Origin of the sequence: Aquamicrobium terrae (assembly GCF_040545735.1) — a bacterium.
Taxonomy (GTDB): domain Bacteria; phylum Pseudomonadota; class Alphaproteobacteria; order Rhizobiales; family Rhizobiaceae; genus Mesorhizobium; species Mesorhizobium terrae_A.
Window position 1 is genome coordinate 1 of record NZ_JBEPML010000001.1, and the last position, 16,445, is coordinate 16,445.

The 16,445-nt window shown below is 61.5% G+C and carries 11 protein-coding genes; 8 read left to right on the top strand and 3 right to left on the bottom strand.

What is annotated here, in order from left to right:
• Positions 1 to 264 precede the first annotated feature (264 nt).
• Together ABID37_RS00005 and ABID37_RS00010 are read right to left on the bottom strand one after the other, a co-directional pair.
• Entirely contained in the window at positions 265 to 1,287 is a 1,023-nt protein-coding gene (locus ABID37_RS00005; protein ID WP_354191880.1) for an NAD-dependent epimerase, read from the bottom strand.
• Positions 1,284 to 2,651 carry a UDP-glucose dehydrogenase family protein gene (locus ABID37_RS00010; protein ID WP_354191881.1) on the bottom strand — a complete coding sequence of 456 codons (1,368 nt, stop codon included), beginning with the start codon at positions 2,649 to 2,651 and terminating at the stop codon, positions 1,284 to 1,286. The genes ABID37_RS00005 and ABID37_RS00010 overlap by 4 nt, the downstream gene beginning before the upstream one ends.
• 304 nt (positions 2,652 to 2,955) lie before the next feature.
• Between ABID37_RS00010 and ABID37_RS00015 the strand changes: the two genes are divergently transcribed.
• From ABID37_RS00015 to ABID37_RS00050, 8 genes are all read left to right on the top strand, one after another.
• On the top strand, positions 2,956 to 5,478 hold the full coding sequence (locus tag ABID37_RS00015; RefSeq protein ID WP_354191882.1) for a glycosyltransferase: 2,523 nt from the start codon (positions 2,956 to 2,958) through the stop codon (positions 5,476 to 5,478).
• Positions 5,478 to 7,283: a hypothetical protein gene (locus ABID37_RS00020; protein ID WP_354191883.1), complete on the top strand. Its 1,806-nt coding sequence runs from the start codon at positions 5,478 to 5,480 to the stop codon at positions 7,281 to 7,283. Before ABID37_RS00015 ends, ABID37_RS00020 begins: the two co-directional genes overlap by 1 nt.
• A gap of 194 nt (positions 7,284 to 7,477) precedes the next feature.
• The gene (locus ABID37_RS00025; protein WP_354191884.1) at positions 7,478 to 8,848 is read left to right on the top strand and encodes a nucleotide sugar dehydrogenase; all 1,371 of its coding nucleotides are present in this window, start codon (positions 7,478 to 7,480) and stop codon (positions 8,846 to 8,848) included.
• 471 nt (positions 8,849 to 9,319) lie between these two features.
• Positions 9,320 to 9,547, top strand: coding sequence for a helix-turn-helix transcriptional regulator (locus ABID37_RS00030; RefSeq protein ID WP_354191885.1), 228 nt, complete (start codon positions 9,320 to 9,322; stop codon positions 9,545 to 9,547).
• Positions 9,544 to 10,704, top strand: coding sequence for a ParB N-terminal domain-containing protein (locus tag ABID37_RS00035; RefSeq protein ID WP_354191887.1), 1,161 nt, complete (start codon positions 9,544 to 9,546; stop codon positions 10,702 to 10,704). The genes ABID37_RS00030 and ABID37_RS00035 overlap by 4 nt, the downstream gene beginning before the upstream one ends.
• Positions 10,694 to 11,695: a hypothetical protein gene (locus tag ABID37_RS00040; protein WP_354191888.1), complete on the top strand. Its 1,002-nt coding sequence runs from the start codon at positions 10,694 to 10,696 to the stop codon at positions 11,693 to 11,695. Before ABID37_RS00035 ends, ABID37_RS00040 begins: the two co-directional genes overlap by 11 nt.
• Positions 11,692 to 12,783, top strand: a complete 1,092-nt coding sequence (locus ABID37_RS00045; RefSeq protein WP_354191889.1) for a DNA methyltransferase — start codon at positions 11,692 to 11,694, stop codon at positions 12,781 to 12,783. Before ABID37_RS00040 ends, ABID37_RS00045 begins: the two co-directional genes overlap by 4 nt.
• 105 nt (positions 12,784 to 12,888) lie before the next feature.
• Positions 12,889 to 13,350 carry a DUF6998 domain-containing protein gene (locus tag ABID37_RS00050; protein ID WP_354191890.1) on the top strand — a complete coding sequence of 154 codons (462 nt, stop codon included), beginning with the start codon at positions 12,889 to 12,891 and terminating at the stop codon, positions 13,348 to 13,350.
• 489 nt (positions 13,351 to 13,839) lie between these two features.
• Here the strand turns inward: ABID37_RS00050 and ABID37_RS00055 are convergent, their stop codons facing one another.
• Positions 13,840 to 16,425 (bottom strand): virulence-associated E family protein, encoded by a 2,586-nt coding sequence (locus ABID37_RS00055; RefSeq protein ID WP_354191891.1) that lies wholly within the window; start codon positions 16,423 to 16,425, stop codon positions 13,840 to 13,842.
• Between the last annotated feature and the right edge of the window lie 20 nt (positions 16,426 to 16,445).

Consider the following 16,445-nt stretch of genomic DNA (forward strand, 5'->3'; position numbering starts at 1 on the left):
TTGATGACGTCGGGTGTCGGCCCGATCCCGGAACCGGTCGCCTGCCGCCGAGGCTGCGGGTTTGCAGGCCCGCAGCCTCGCTGCTCAACCTACCCGATATCGATCAAACAATCCCGGAAGTCTGCCGCAGCGAAGCGAAGGCAGGCTGTCCGGGATCCATTCCGTGACGCTTCAAGGTTCAGGCATGGATCCGGGCTCGCGGTCGCTGACGTTCCCTTGGCTGGGATGACGCCTCTCCTGTAAGGCATCAGATAGTCTGCACTGTCAGGCGCCGTAGAATTCCCGATACCAGCCCACGAAGCGGCGCACGCCTTCCTGCACCGAAACCTGCGGCCGATAGCCGAGGTCGGCGGCGAGGTCGCCGACGTCGGCGAAAGTGTCGGCGACGTCTCCCGGTTGCAGCGGCAGCATTTCCTTGATCGCCTTCCTGCCCACGGCGTCCTCGATGGCCGCGATGTAGTCGCCGAGGCGCACCGGGCTGCTGTTGCCGATATTGTAGATGCGGAACGGGGCGTTGCTGGTGGCGGGGTCGGGCTTGGCGGCATCCCAGTCGGGATTGGGGGCGGCGGGCTTGTCGCTGGCGCGGATGACGCCTTCGACGATGTCGTCGACATAGGTGAAGTCGCGGGTGTGGTTGCCGTTGTTGAAAACCTGAATGGGGCGGCCTTCGATGATGTTGCGCGTGAACCTGGCCAGCGCCATGTCCGGCCGCACCCACGGCCCGTAGACGGTGAAGAAGCGCAGGCCCGTGGTCGGCAGCGAAAACAGATGCGAATAGCTGTGCGCCATCAGTTCGTTGGCGCGCTTGGTGGCGGCATAGAGCTGGAGCGGGTGGTCGACCGGATCGTGCTCGCTATAGGGCATCCTGGTATTGGCGCCGTAGACGCTGGAGGTCGAGGCATAGGTGAGGTGCCCGGCCTTCGCCTGCCGGCTGGCCTCCAGCACGTTGGCGAAGCCGACCAGATTGCTGGCCACGTAGGAATAGGGGTTTTCAAGGCTGTAGCGCACGCCAGGCTGGGCGGCCAGATGGATGACGCGGTCGAAGCCATGGTCGGAAAAACAGCCATCGACGGCGGCGCGGTCGGTCAAATCGGCGCGGATGAAGCGGTAACGACCGCCCTGTCGGCCGGACATGTCGTCGAGCCGCGCCAGCCGGGCTTCCTTGAGCGCGGGATCGTAATAGTCGTTGACGCAGTCGAAGCCGACGACATCGTCGCCCCGCTCGATCAGCCTTTGGGCGACGTGGAAGCCGATGAAGCCGGCATTGCCGGTGACGAGCACCTTCATCCCGGTTGCTCCACCGCCTGCGCTTGCGGAAAGGCCGTTGCCCGGCCGATGCTGAAATAGGTCCAGCCATCGTCGCGCAGCCGCTCGGGCGAGTAGAGGTTGCGGCCGTCGAAGATGACGCGGTTTGCGAGGCGCAGCGCCATTTCCCCGAAATCGGGGGCGCGGAACTGCTGCCATTCCGTGCAGATGGCCAGCGCGTCGGCGCCGTCGAGGGCGGAATATTTGTCCTGCACCAGCTCGAAACCGGGCCGCTCGCCGTAGAGGCGCAGCGTTTCGGCACCCGCGACGGGATCGAAGGCGCGCACGGCGGCGCCGGCGGCCCACAGCGCCTCCATCAGCACCCGGCTCGGCGCCTCGCGCATGTCGTCGGTATTGGGCTTGAAGGCGAGGCCCCAGATGGCGATGGTCTTGCCCTGCAATGCGGCCTCGCCGCCGAAATGCGCGGCGATCTTCTCGAACAGCTTCATCTTCTGGCGGCTGTTGACGGCTTCCACGGCCTCGATGAGGCTGGCGCCGTAGCCGGCTTCGCGCGCCGTGCGCGCCAGGGCCTTGACGTCCTTGGGAAAGCAGCTGCCGCCATAACCGACGCCCGGATAGATGAACTGGTAGCCGATGCGCGGGTCCGAGCCGATGCCGCGCCGCACCTGCTCGATGTCGGCGCCGAGGCGTTCGGCCAGGTTGGCGATCTCGTTGATGAAGGAGATGCGCGTCGCCAGCATGGCGTTGGCGGCGTATTTGGTCAGTTCGGAGGACCGCGGGGCCATGTAGACCATGCGGTCGTGGTTGCGGTTGAACGGTTCGTAGAGTTCGGCCATCACGGCGCGCGCATGTGCCGAATTGGTGCCGACGATGATGCGGTCGGGCCTCTGGAAGTCGCCGACGGCCGCGCCCTCCTTGAGGAATTCCGGGTTGGAGACGACCTCGAAGCCGATATCCGAACCGCGCCCGCCGAGCACGGCGGCCAGACGCCCGGCCACCTTGTCGCAGGTGCCGACCGGGACCGTGGACTTGACCACGACGATCTTGGGGGCGGTCATATGGGCGCCGATGGCTTCGGCCACGGCCTGCACATGCTGCAGGTCGGCGGCGCCGGTTTCGTCGGGTGGCGTGCCGACGGCGACGATCTGGAGTTCCGCATGCGCCACGGCGTCGCGATGGCTGGTGGTAAACTCGAGATAGCCCGATTTTACGTTGCGCTCGACGATGGTGTCGAGCCCGGGCTCATGGATCGGTATCTCGCCGGCCTTGAGCCGTGCGATCTTGCCCTCGTCTATATCCATGCACATGACGCGATGGCCGACATCGGCAAGGCACGCACCCGTTACCAAGCCGACATAGCCAGTCCCGAAGACAGTGACCCGCATGCGTGAAGACCTCGTCTAACTCGAAGGCTGATGTGTGAGCACTCCCGGACAGGGGGTGTCAAGTGAAGCGGCGGCCTCCGAATTCCGCGGCCTGCCCGCAACCCCGGATTCGCCGGACCATATTGATGACATGTTCAGCGAGTGGAACCGCTGCCTGCATGGGGTCAAATCCGGGCAGGGACGGGGCAGGAATGCGACCGAGGTGATAACGAAATGAACCAGGCTGTTAAAATGTGGGATGCAGGGCGGGGGTATGCGCTATGCTACACGCCCTTTGTCTCATGTGTGTAACAGGACCGATTCGATGCAGCGGTCGCTGAAGAAGGACCTCGTCGCCTCGATCGAAGGAGGGCTTCGCCGGGCCTACGATATGCTTCCCGCCGTGGCCCGGACCGCCGTGCCGCGGGCTGCGAAAGATTTTGTCAGGGAGCGGTTCACGTCCCGAACCCAGGTCGCGGAATATGACGGCAAGCTGTGGCGGGGCTTTTCCGACCAGGCACTGGCCGACCTCGCGGCGATGAAGGCGGATGAGCGCCGGCCGGTTCGCGACCGGTCGGAAGCCTGCTACAGCCTTGCGCGCTGGCATGCGGTGGAGGGCGACTTCGCCGCCGCCCTGAAGGAGATGCAGGACCGCCGGGCCATCAATCCGGGCGTTGGACGGGCCGCGCGGCAATATATGCTCGAAGCGCTGTTGCTGTGCAGGCTCGGCCGGGCGGAAGAGGCGCGGGCGCTTGTCGGGCAGGCCGTCAGCGGCCACACCTTCGACATTTCGGCCCGGCTGATGATGGCCAATGGCTGGAACCCTGCCATATCCGGCAAGCAGACTGTCGAGGCCGAGCGTAAGACGCTGGAGCATATCAACGCCGTCTATGCCCACTACAAGCTGCCGGGAATCGTAAAGCGCGACGCGGATACGCAGCTTTCCCTCGACAACATACGGGGCGAGGGGGGCCAGCCCCATGACGATCCCGACGCCAGGGTGACGGTGATCGTGCCGGCCTACAATGCGGCCGAAACCATCGGGACGGCGCTGACCAGCCTCGCGGAACAGAGCTGGCGCAATCTCGAGATCCTGGTGGCGGACGATTGCAGCACCGACGATACTGCCCGGATCGTGGAAGCGTTCTGCCGGAAGGATGAACGGTTCCGGCTCATCCGGCAAAGCGTCAATCGCGGCAGCTACGCCAGCCGGAACCGGGCGCTGGAAGAGGCCGCCGGCCGGTTCGTGACGATCCATGACGCCGACGACTGGGCTCACCCGTTGCGGATCGAGCAGCAGGCGCGCGCATTGCTGAAGTCGCCGGCCGTTCCCTACAATCTGTCACGGCTGGCGCGGGCAACCCCGCAACTCTGCTTTTTCGGCACATGGCGTCCCTCGGCCGAACTGACATCGCTCAACCTGTCATCGCTGATGGTCGCACGATCCGTGTTCGAGAAGGCGGGGAACTGGAACGAGGTGCGCGTTTCAGCCGACCAGGAGTTCGTGAAGCGCCTGGATGTGCTGTTCGGTGCCAATCACAGGAAACAGGTCGTGTCGGAATGCCCTCTGGCGTTCGGCCGCACGGTGTCGACCTCGCTCACCCGGCATGGCAAAACCCATGTAAGGACGTTCCACCACGGCATCCGCCGTACCTATCACGAGGTTACGGAACACTGGCACAGGTCGCTGGCGGATGGCCTCGCACAAGCGGGCCGGCCGGTGGTTCCGCCGGATCTGCCGGTTCCCTCCTCGATCCGGAGCGACAATTCGGTCGCCGGGAAGCTCGATGTCGTCTTCATCGGCGATTTCAACATGAGCGGCGGCACCTATCATTCGGCCATGGGTATGTTGCGCGCGGCAAGGGCAGCGGGGTTGAGCGCCGGTATCCTGCAATATTATCGCTATGATCTGGACGTGACCAAACCGCTCAAGGGCGAGGTCATCGACTATGCCCAAAAGAACGGTGTCCGAATCGTTTGCGCCGGCGAGGAGGTGGATGTCGGTACGGTGGTGGTTACGCATCCGCCGATATTGCAGTATCAACTCGACATGTTCCCGCGGCTGAACCACGAGCGTGTCGTTACCGTCGTCAACCAGATGGCCGAGCGCGACAGGAGCGGACGCGACGTCGCCTACGATCCTGCCGTGGTGCGGCGGCGTCTCATCGACTATTTCGGGCATGAAGGCGACTGGGTGCCGATTTCCGGGACGGTGCGCGCCCTCATGGAGGCGGATGAACGCTACCCCCCTCCACACCGGGATACGTGGATGCCGCTGGTGGATACGGACACGTGGCTTGCGCATCGCCCGCATTGGCGGGGTGGCGAGCGCGACCGCCCGGTGATCGGCCGTCACGGCCGCGATCATTTTCTCAAATGGCCTGGCGCGCGTGCGGCGCTGCTGGATGCCTATTGCGCCGAGCAAGCCTGCGAGGTGCGTTTTCTTGGTGGCGCGGCGCACGCCCGCAAGACGGCCGGGCGCTGGCCGAAAAACTGGGAAGTCCAGCCGTTCGGTTCTCGCGATGTGAAGGACTTCCTGGCGGGGCTGGATTTCTTCCTGCACTATCCGCATGACGACTATATCGAGGAGTTCGGGCGTGCACCTATGGAGGCGATGGCCATCGGTGTGCCCGTCATACTGCCGCCGGTGTTTCGCGCCACCTTCGCGGACGCGGCCCTCTATGCCGAGCCGCACGAAGTGTGGCCGACGATAGAGCGGTTGTGGAAAGACGAGGCTGCGTGGATAGGGCGCGTCGAGGCTGGACGCGCCTTTGTCCGGTCCAACTGTGCCTATGATCTTTTTCCCGCACGTCTGGAAATGCGGCAGAACCACCGGCAGGCGCGCTGATGAACCTGATTGTCGAAACCAGAAGCACGTTCCAATGGGTGCTTCAGATCCTGGGCCGGTTCCTGCGCGTGGTGCCGGGTACGACGCTGGCGCTGGTCGTCTATCTGACGGCCGCGCGCATCACGCGGCTGCTTGCCTTCCTGCTGCCGCTGAAGGTCATCCTGCTCGCCGGCTCGAACGGGGTGCCGCATTATTTCCGGCCGTTCCTTGCCAATGACCAGAAACAGTTGGGTATCGCCATCCTGTCGGCAGCGGCCATCGCCTTCTATGCCATCACCCTGTTTCTTGAGGGCCATACCAAGCGGCTGTCGGACAGAGCCGGTGCCGATCTCATGAGCGCCGCCGGCGTCATGTCCCTGGTCGACAACCAGCGGGCCGAGATGCAGGGCATCTATGCGCGCTTCATGCAGATCGTGTCCGGTACACTGTTCGTGATGGTGTCAATGGGAATGCTGGCGGTGCTCGATCCGCTGCTGGCCGCCTATCTGTCCGCCTTCGGCATGATTTTCTACCTGTTGACGGCCTGGGCGCTCAAAGGCGTCACACCTCTCAAGCGCAATTGGCTGGGCGATTTCATCGATAAGCAGTTGCCCAACTATCTGAGCATCCTGTCGTCGGTCGCGTTCCTTTCTGGCTTTCTTGTCGTTCTGCGCCCTTTTTTGCAAGAGGCAGGCGCCAATGTGCTGGTGGCCATCATCTGCTTCATGCTGCTGCGCCAGATGACGGCGACGGCGACCGGCGCCATCAGGGACATGGTGGCACTCGCGCAGAAGCGGCATCTGGCCGATACGCTGGTGATGCCCGACCGCCAGTTTCACCCGCTGGAGGGCGAGGACCAACGCGCCCTTCGCCAACTGTTCGGGCGGCAGGAACGGGACCAGTTGATAGCCGATGCGCTTGCCGAATTGCGGCAACCGGACCAGACCCTGAGCGTCGGCTGGCTCGACCCGCCGCTGCGCGGCATGGCGGAGTTTTCCATCGTCCTTCAGGGCAGCGGGGGGCAGGTACGTCATTTGCGGCAGCGGGTTTTCCCGCCCCGGCTGCGGCGCATGCTGGAGAATGAGGACCTTTTGTTCCGCCATGTCGCGCGCGAGGCGGTCCGCGCGGCGCCGGTCATGGCGCGCTTCATGCATGGCGAGCACGAATGCATCGTCTACGATGCGGGCACAGGGGTCGCGCCGAAGGGCGCGGCGCTGGCCGAAAGCCACCGCGACTTCATCACCGCGCTGTGGTGCGCGGAACTGCCGCCGGCCCTCCTGCGGATCTATTCGGCTTCCCACAAGCCGATGCATGAGCGCCTGAGCGAGGATCTGGTCGCCCGGATGGATATAGCCGTCGATACGGATGCCGATTCCGAGATGCTTCACCGATTCGGCGATGCCTTGCCATCGATCCGCAAGCTGATCGCGGACTTGCCGCTGCGCCTGAGCAATCCCGGCTTCATCCCGGCCGAAATCGTGCTGGATGCCGATGGCGCCGTGCGCGTTCTGGGGGGGTGGGGACAGTGGTCCCTTCTGCCGCTGGGCGCGGGGCTGCCTGCTTCCCTCACCAATGCTGAAAAGCTCGCGGCCCTGCTGGCCGAGGTGCGCCGCCGTCGCCCGGGCATGCTGGCGGATGACATCGGCAGCGGCCATGTGATGCTGGTGGCGAACTGTGTCCAGCTCGAACGGACAATCCTGAACGGCAAGATGAAGGCCGGGCTGGCGCTTGCCGCCCGCGTGCTGGAAGGTTTCGAATCCTTGCGGGATGCTTCAACTGCGGGCAAGGCCGTGCCGGAGGCTCGAAAGCAGGGGACCGCTGCGTGATCGATTTGGAACGGCAACTGCGCGATTGCCCGTACCACCTGCCTGGATCATTCTGCCCTCTGAAGTCGTGGAGAAATCCTCTGGGATTGTTCCCTACGGGTAAAAAACCGTGATGCAGCCGACCGAAAGCCTTGCCTTGGGACAGGTCTGCCGGTTATTCCGCCTTGCGCGGGAGCAAACTAAGGAACCTTAGTATGTTGCAAAATCACTCGGAGCATGGTGTCGGCCCCGATAACGAAGTCTTTGAAAAGCTGCGTCAGGCGATAGAGGCGCGCACCGCGCGCGTCGGTATCATCGGTCTTGGCTATGTCGGCCTGCCGCTGGCGGTGACGGCTGCGAATGCCGGCTTCCCGGTCCTGGGTTTCGACATCGATGCCCGTCGCGTGGAACGGATCAACGCCGGCGAGACGATGATCAAGCATATCGACGGCGCGCTGATCAAAGGCGCCATCGACAAGGGCCTGTTCGAGGCGACCGCCGATTTTTCCCGGCTGAAAGAAGCCGACGCAATCCTGATCTGTGTGCCGACGCCGTTGACACGCCATCGCGAGCCGGACCTCTCCTTCGTGACGGCGACCGCCAAGGTGGTTGCGGAGAATCTGCGGCCGGGGCAACTCGTGGCCCTGGAATCCACCACCTATCCGGGCACCACCGACGAGGTGCTGAGACCTGTCCTGGAGCAGGGCGGCTTGAAGAGCGGCCGCGATTTCTTCCTGGCCTTCTCGCCCGAGCGGGAAGATCCGGGCAACCCCGATTTCGGCACTTCGACCATCCCGAAGGTGGTGGGCGGCGACGGCCCGCTGGCCATGGAACTGGCCGATGCACTCTACGGGGCACTGGTAACGCGCACGGTGCCGGTTTCGTCCACTGCGACGGCGGAAGCGGTCAAGCTCACGGAAAACATCTTCCGCGCCGTCAACATCGCGCTCGTCAACGAGTTGAAGGTGGTCTACGAGGCGATGGGCATCGATGTCTGGGAGGTGATCGACGCCGCCAAGACCAAGCCCTTCGGCTTCATGCCGTTCTATCCCGGCCCCGGGCTTGGCGGGCACTGCATTCCCATCGACCCCTTCTACCTGACCTGGAAGGCGCGCGAATACGAGATTTCCACCCGCTTCGTCGAACTGGCGGGCGAGATCAACACCGCCATGCCGCGACGGGTGGTCGACAGGCTGGCCCGGGCCATGGACGAGCAACTCAAGCGCGGGCTGAACGGGGCGCGGGTGCTGGTGCTCGGCATCGCCTACAAGAAGAATGTCGACGACATGCGCGAGAGCCCGTCATTGCGGCTGATCGAGATGATCGAGGAGCGGGGCGCCGAAACGGCCTACCACGATCCGCATATCGCCGAGATTTCGATGACCCGCGAGCACGCGGCGCTCGCCGGCCGCCGGTCGGTGGAGCTGAGTGCAGAGGCTCTGGCCGGATACGATGCCGTGCTGATCGCCACCGACCACGACGCGGTCGACTACAAGCTGGTGGTGGACAACGCGAAGCTGGTGATCGACACCCGCAATGCCTGCGTTCGCCACGCTCTGAAATCCGAAAGGATCGTGAAGGCTTAGGGTCGCCTATATTTCATAGGTGCAAGCAAAAAACCGGGCTCCGTAAGGGGCCCGGCTTTTTTATACGGAGGCGGACCGTGCTGCCAGTGCCGGCCGGTGGCGGGAGCGTGTTTCGAGGCGGCCGAACTGCTCGGCCAAACCATGCAAAAGAAGAGCGAATCCGGTGGCGTGGGCCTCCCTTTGCGGATAGCTGCGCATAAAGTATTGATTTTATTTGAAACTGGTGGGCCCGGAGGACTCCATACTGACCCATATTTTGGCAGTTAAATCATGTCGTTAACGACTCCATAAAACCGAAAATACCCACGATTCTACCAACACTCGCCGAAGTTCATCGGCTGCCGAACGCGTTCGGAGCTTCCCGGACATCTTCGTCGCTGCCCCTCTTTACCGTGGACAGCACATTCCTTCAATGTTATTGAAAATCCATAACCTTCAAGTTCTTCTGCGGTACGTGGGAGTCGTTCGCCCGTGACCATCACGCCAGAGCAGTGCCGCATGGCGCGCGCCGGGTTGCATATGAGCCAAGCCGACTTGGCTCGACGTGCCGATGTAGCGCCTGCGACAATCGCAGAGTTCGAGAAGGGGCGAAGGACACCCTATGACCGAACGGTGCGCGACATCCAACGCGTTCTCGAAGAGGCAGGGGCAACCTTTGTAGACGGTGGTGTGACGCTCACGGCGGAGCAAGGAAAATGACGAACAATCCAATCCAGAAGCCTGCCGATGTTCCGCTTGAAGACACGACCAAAGTCAGCGTCGATTGGCTGAAACTCGACCGCGAAAATCCGCGCCTAGTCGGCATAAGCGCCCGCACGACAGACGAAAGCATCGTCGCGCAGCTTTATCGGGGAGAGGAACTAGGGGAACTGCTTCAGTCCATTTCGGCGAATGGCTATCTGGACATAGAGCCCTTGATCGTCTGGCTAGACCCTGCCGACCAAAAGTTCACAGTTCTTGAGGGCAACCGTAGGCTTGCGGCTATCCGACTGTTTCGCGAACCTGCGCTGGTCGATGCTATCGCCAAAAATGAACGCATCAAGATCAATGTCCCCGAAATCAGCAAAGCGGTTGAAGCATCGCTTGCCGAAGTATCCGTCTATCGCGTCCCGGATCGAGATGCAGCCCGGTCATTCATCGGCTTCAAGCACATCAACGGCGCGGCAAAATGGGAATCCTACGCAAAGGCAAAGTTCGCGGCCGGGTGGTACAACTCCGGGAATGTGTCGCTAGAGGAAATTTCCGAGAAGATCGGCGACCGGCATGACACCATCAAGCGAATGGTTGCCGCGATTTACGTTCTGGATCAGGCGGAGCGTGAGGGCGTCTTTTCGCTGACAGATCGCAAGATCACCAAGTTCAATTTCTCGCATCTGTATACGGCCCTCTCTCGCTCGACATACATGACCTATTTGGGACTGGAAACGGCTTGGTCCCGGTATGACCCGCAACCCGATCCGGTCCCGGCTGACAAACTAGACCGCTTGCGGGAAGTGCTGGTTTGGATTTACGGGTCCAAGGAGGACGACAAGGAGCCGGTCGTCCAGTCGCAGAATCCCGACATCAAAAACCTTGGTGAAACGCTCGCGAGCGCCGAAGGACTCCATATCCTGCGCGCAGGTGGTACGCTGGCGGAAGCGCACGCGAGCACCCGGCCAGCGGATGAAACCCTTTCAGCGTCGCTTATTCGAGCCCGTAGCGTCCTCCGGGAAGCAGCAAACAGTCTTCGGGGCTATGACGGACGCGACCAATCCCTTCTGAATATAGCGGAGGATGTATCCGAAACGGCGCAAACTATCTATGATCGAATGAGGAAGAAGTTCCGCGAAGCCATGGGGGATGACCGTGGCAGTTGAACTTTATTTCCCGCATGATGAAATCGATACTAAAAATCCAAACTTCGATCTTGCCGCAGACTACCTTGAACTGACTGCGTTCTTTTCCGAGGAAGCTAGGTCCTTCACAAAAGACCTCATCAACGCAACAGAGATTGGTGCCGAAGACGACTACGAAACTGTCGATGAAGAAATGACCGACCGGGAAGAGATCGTTTCCGGCGCGGTCAGGCGGATCGATGGCAGACGCGGGGCGCTTGGCGGATCATACCCGTTCGCTCTGGACGAGAACGGGGATGTCCTGACGTACGTCGGAGAGGAGCCTTCTTACGGGCAGGCCGCGTATATCCTCTCGCTCATTCTCTCGCATCTGAAGGCGGTATCGCCGATTCTCCATGGATCGGCCGTTTACCCGACGGATGCCGAAATCATCGAACTTCGAAAATATTTCCAGTATTTTGCGACGGCAGCGTTAGCGGCCGAAGTGAATGGTCGGGCTTGGTCCTTCGGTCATCCCCGACCGGACAAGACCAATTTTCACACGAAACTCGCCGAAATATGGGGGGTGTTTCGCGATGGCGTTCTACAAGCGGCCGTGGGCGTGCCCGACAGGCCGCAGGACGACCAGATAGACGTTTTCGCAGCCCGTCTCCACCCCGACGGGCTTCCGGGCTTCCTGCTTGCCGCAGGACAAGTTGCAACCGGCAATAACTGGCGCGAAAAGTCGCTTCGGCACCATCTGGAGAAGGTCTTTCCGAGCCGTTGGTTTGGGCAACAACCAGTGACGATGATGATGTGCTATCACATCATCCCTTTTGCTCGTCCAGACGATGAATTCTTCGATGACTGCCGTGTCCTCGGCAACGTTCTTCATCGTCTTCGGGTCCCCCACCGGGTGACAGAAGCACAAGGGCTCCACGATCAAGGGGTAGCAATTGAAGCCTTCGACCAACTCGCAGTGGCGGTCGAGTGGATCAAGGCTTACGCTGCAAGGGGAGCGGCCGCAGCATGAGACACCGCTTCCATTCAATCTGCCCATATTTCGCGATGTTTCCCGAAGCGTTTGTGGAGAAGCACCTTGCCGCGTCGCGCTTCAGCGGAGTCGTGTTTGACCCGTTCTGCGGTCGGGGAACGACCGTCTTCGAAGCATTGCTGAACGGCAGGGAAGCCGCCGGATGTGACCTACATCCTGTCGCAGTTTGCATCACGGGCGCCAAGTGCAATCCGCCAGATCGTGACGACGTGGTTGCGCGACTGGCAGAATTGGAAGGTTGCTTTTCCGTCCTGCCGCCGCCCGTTCTTGCGGATGATATGGCGGACTTCTTTAACGCCTGCTTCCATGCTGACACCTATGAGCAGGTGCGGTTCCTCCGGGCCAATCTAAACTGGCGGGATGATCGCACCGACCGCTTCATAGCCGCCCTTTGCCTCGGTGCCCTCCACGGCGAGTCTCACCGGAGCCCGAACTATTTCAGCAATCGGATGCCGCGAACGATCAGCACGAAGCCCGCCTATTCGGTGCGCTGGTGGGGAAAGCACGGCTATGTCGCGCCCTACCGGGATGCGTTTGCCATTTTGCGCGGCATGGTCGATTTCCGCTTTCGTACGCCTCCACCGGATAATCGTGGCGAAATCGCCGAGTCCGATGCGCGGAAGGCAAAGACTGCATTTCCACATTTGGAAGGCAGGGTGACAGACATCATCACGTCGCCCCCCTATCTCGACACGACCAACTATCGCGAAGACCAGTGGTTGCGGCTCTGGTTCTTGGGCGAAGACCCCAAGAGCACCCAAGCGCGCGACGACGGGCGACACTACAACAAGACCCTTTACTGGACCTTCTTGAAAGAAGCGTGGGAAGGCGTCGCACCGCTGTTGGCGCCACAGGCAAGAATTGTGGTTCGTATCGGTGGTAGGAAGCTGTCCAAGGAAGAGATGTTTGACAGCCTGTTGACGAGTCTGAAGAACGCGACTGGTCGCGACGTGCAGCCAGCCGACGACGGAGTCACGACCCCTGTTAAACGAACGCAAGCCAACAGCTTCCGGGGAGCTAAGGCATCTCCGACCGTCGAGCACGACTTCTGCTTTGTGATCGGATAGGCGACGAAGCCCCGAACAATCTACGAAGTGAAAAGTGTTTTGATGCCATAGAGCGACACGTCGGGACTCTGCGATCCCCGCAATACCGCCTACCAAGAGGGACCCATGATCACACTGCCCGAGCCGGTGAAGGCACTGTACGCGGCACACACGGCCATGTGCCACCACTTCGCCCATACCGGGCTGACCTTCACCCTTGACGGGAAACTGGTGGGCGACATAGGCGAAGCCGTTATCGCGGAAGCATACGGGGTCACGTTGTGCAGGCAGCGGACGCCCGGTGTTGACGGGCACGCGGCAGACGGACGGTCAGTGCAGATCAAGGCGACCGGTCTCGCGAAAGCCGGTCCAGCCTTCACGCCCGGCGAAGGTATCGCCGATCAGTTGATATTCGTTCGAATTGATTTCGGCGCCGGGACAGCGGCCGTGCTCTACAACGGCCCCGAAGCACCGATGCGGCAGTTGCTGCCCCCAACATGGTCAGGGACGAAGGTGCTGCGACTGGCGAAGGTGCTGGCACTGGATACCACGGTGCGCGATGACCAGCGGTTGCCCCGGCTACGGTGAGCGGCGGCGCCGTGTGTGCGTCGTTGTAGGCGCGCGGTAGCCAACGGGCATGAAGGTCGCTCGGGTCCTTGGTGACGGGGGGTGCCCTACCGGGGGGTGCGCGGAGCCCCGGTCACCCAGAGTTTTCAGATTCTCCGGGAAATCATCATTTGAGAATCCGGGTTGCTTACCGGCGGGCGGGGTGTAACCGTGTCGTTTGGTTACACCATGGTCACAGGCGTTTGGTTGCAAACTAACCGATTGATTTACATTGATTAATGGACGTTCTGTAACCATGTAACCAAATTTACCCCTAAGAGCTACAGGCGACTTCTCCGGTTGTCGTGACGACTGCCCCGGACGGTGTAACGGCAAAACGCGCGTGTCTCCCCGTGGCTTTATAGGAAGTGATGGTTACGGTTACACCCCGGTCAAATCGGAGCCGAAAAAACGCTTACTTTCATTGGCTTAGCGGGCCTTTTAGCGTGTAACCAAGGAATCTCGATTTGGTTACACCAAGCCGTCGAAGTCGTCTTCCTGTCGCTGCTTCTTCAGGCGTGCAAGGTCGGCGGGCGTCCGCTTGAAGACCTTCGTCGAACCATAGCCCGGAAAGCGCTCGGCTTTCCGGCTCGTCTCCCATCCAATCTTCCGTAGGCTCTTGCCGATCATCCGGGATTCCGTGGTGGTAGGGACGCGATTTCCCCCGAGCGCTTCTTTCCAGATTTGCGCAACGCACGTCGCCATTCGGAACTTGGGCTCGCCTGCCACGATTTCGAAGACTTCGGAATCTTCGGGAGTATCTAGCCACTCCTGAATCATGCCTGCCGTGGCGTCGGTATCGTTGATCGTGCGGCGGCTCTCCTGAACCTCTCCCGCGATCCGGCGGGCCTCGGGGTCCGTTAGATAGAGCGACAGCGTGCCTTCCGGCTGGTCCTGCCGCATCTGGCGATAGATATGCAGCGCTTCCGCCCAAAGCTGGTGGACGACTTCCTTCAACCGGTCGGTGTCGATTTCCTCGACTTCGCAGCGGACGGGCCACCAGCGCCGATTGCCCGTGTCGTCCACCAAATAGGAATCTTGATTGGTCGTGCCCATGAACACGCATTGCCGGAGAAAGACCCTCGGCAGGCGACCATAGCTCAAGCGCACGGTCGAATGCGATGCGGAGACGAACGCCTTCACCTCTTCTATGTCGGATCGCCGCAGCACCGACAGTTCCGGGAGTTCGAGAATCCACGCACCCATCATCTGTTCGACAAGCCGCTTCTCGTCTCCGAAATCGCCCTTCAGCTCCTCAAACCAGTCCAGCGCCAGCACGCGAATGAAGGTGCTTTTGCGCTTGCCCTGCATCCCTTCGAAGATCGGTACGAAGTCAAACTTATGCCCCGGCTCGAAAGCTCGGGCGACGGCCGCGACCATGAACTTCCGTGCAGCCTCCCGGTGATAGGCGTTGTCCTCGGCACCAAGGAAATCAATGAAGAGCGTTTCCACACGCGGCACCTTGTCCCAAGGCACGGCCTCAAGACGTTCCCGGACCGGGTGGAAGGGCGCCAGCCGGGCGGCATTCCCGATTGCTGCCTGAAGGTCACGGTCAGACGGCTTCAAGCCCCATCCGGGCAGCTTCGGGCCGTTCGGGGCTTCCAACAAGATTCGAAGTGCATCCGTGTGCTGGTCCTGCCATACATCCCCGTTCGCGCGATCCCGGATCGAAATGCGGGCGACCACGGCCAGTTTCGTCTTCAGCGGCTTCCGCGTCACCACCTGTTCCCGAAATGCGTTGAACTCGACACACGGGCGAATCCGGGGATCGTTGGCGATGATGGTCGCCAGATTCGCGACGGTATTCAGCAGATCACCCCGGCCATTGCGTTCAAGGCTCAACTGCCAGTCGGTCCGCTTGGCTTTCGGATCGCCCACAAGGTCTTCCTCGTCGTCGCCAGCATCGCCCGGTTCGTCGTCGTCCGCCAGATCATCGAACATGGCCTGTTGGTCATACCTGGACTCGGCCTGTTGGCGCCGGAACTCGGGATCATCGGCGATGAAGTCGATCATTGCCTTCCACGACGGAAGCGCCGTCGGCGGCGTTTCCTTCGACTCGTCTTCGTCCAGATGGCCGAACTTGTGGATGCGAACCAGATCAAAGGCGTTCACCAACCGGTCGGCGCAAGGGTCGCTGCCGTGATGTGAATAGAGGAACAGGCCGCCGTCTTCGACAACGGCGCCGTTCGTCGTCGTGCCGCCGGTGTAGGTGAAGCGGGGCTTCTCGCTGTTGTCGTCGGTCGGCTCATAGGGCAGGTCGAACTTCTCGATAGCCTCGATTACGTCATAGGCGCGGCAGAAGTCGCCTACCGGTCCCTTCTTCGTGGTGGGGTTTTCCGCCTTTCTCGCGTGCTCGCGAAGCTCTTCGCCTTCGCAGCGGGGCAGATTCGACAGGTCTCGCCAATCGCCATCGGTGACTTCGAAATCGGCGAACACCGCCACCGGATCGATGATCTTCCCCTCATTGCGATAGAACACATAGGGGCCGTCGATGGAACACGTCGGCAGATACATCATCTGCCCCGGCCGGAAGGACACCTTGTCCACCATACGCATTTCGGGATCGAACAAGCGGGCGATGATCCGGGAAAGCGGGCCGTATTCGTCATTGGTCACGGCCGGATCAACCGGAATGAAGATGCGCAGACGGGGGCTTTCGTGGGTGTGGCTACGGGTGGAATGCGCGAAATATTCGACGGTCGGGCAGACGCAACCAGCCAACATCCGGTCCACAAACTCGGGCGTCGCGCCGTCTATGTCGAGCGTCACCAGATTGCAGGGCTTGGCCGATTTGGCGTTGCGCTTCTTCCCTTCGACGTGGGCGCGGAAAAGCCAGCCCCCGCCGGTCTTCAGTTCCTTTTGCTCGTCGGGTGTGAGCTTCCGATAGTCCTTCAGCGTCTCCGGGGTGCGGGTCGGCGTGCGGAATTTTCCGATGAAATCCACGAGTCGAGCTTGGGTATTCCGTGCCTTGCCCTGATTGCTGCCGCGACCTTCTGCGAAGCGCACAATGAAGTCGTCGTTCGACGTTGCGAAGGACTGTTTATCATGATATGTCAATGTCTTAGCGGTCCTCTGCC

Bases quoted from the DNA above. Each gene is read 5' to 3' on its own strand.
- ABID37_RS00005 (WP_354191880.1), bottom strand. From the start codon at position 1,287: ATGAAGGTGCTCGTCACCGGCAATGCCGGCTTCATCGGCTTCCACGTC.
- ABID37_RS00010 (WP_354191881.1), bottom strand. From the start codon at position 2,651: ATGCGGGTCACTGTCTTCGGGACTGGCTATGTCGGCTTGGTAACGGGT.
- ABID37_RS00015 (WP_354191882.1), top strand. From the start codon at position 2,956: ATGCAGCGGTCGCTGAAGAAGGACCTCGTCGCCTCGATCGAAGGAGGG.
- ABID37_RS00020 (WP_354191883.1), top strand. From the start codon at position 5,478: ATGAACCTGATTGTCGAAACCAGAAGCACGTTCCAATGGGTGCTTCAG.
- ABID37_RS00025 (WP_354191884.1), top strand. From the start codon at position 7,478: ATGTTGCAAAATCACTCGGAGCATGGTGTCGGCCCCGATAACGAAGTC.
- ABID37_RS00035 (WP_354191887.1), top strand. From the start codon at position 9,544: ATGACGAACAATCCAATCCAGAAGCCTGCCGATGTTCCGCTTGAAGAC.
- ABID37_RS00045 (WP_354191889.1), top strand. From the start codon at position 11,692: ATGAGACACCGCTTCCATTCAATCTGCCCATATTTCGCGATGTTTCCC.
- ABID37_RS00050 (WP_354191890.1), top strand. From the start codon at position 12,889: ATGATCACACTGCCCGAGCCGGTGAAGGCACTGTACGCGGCACACACG.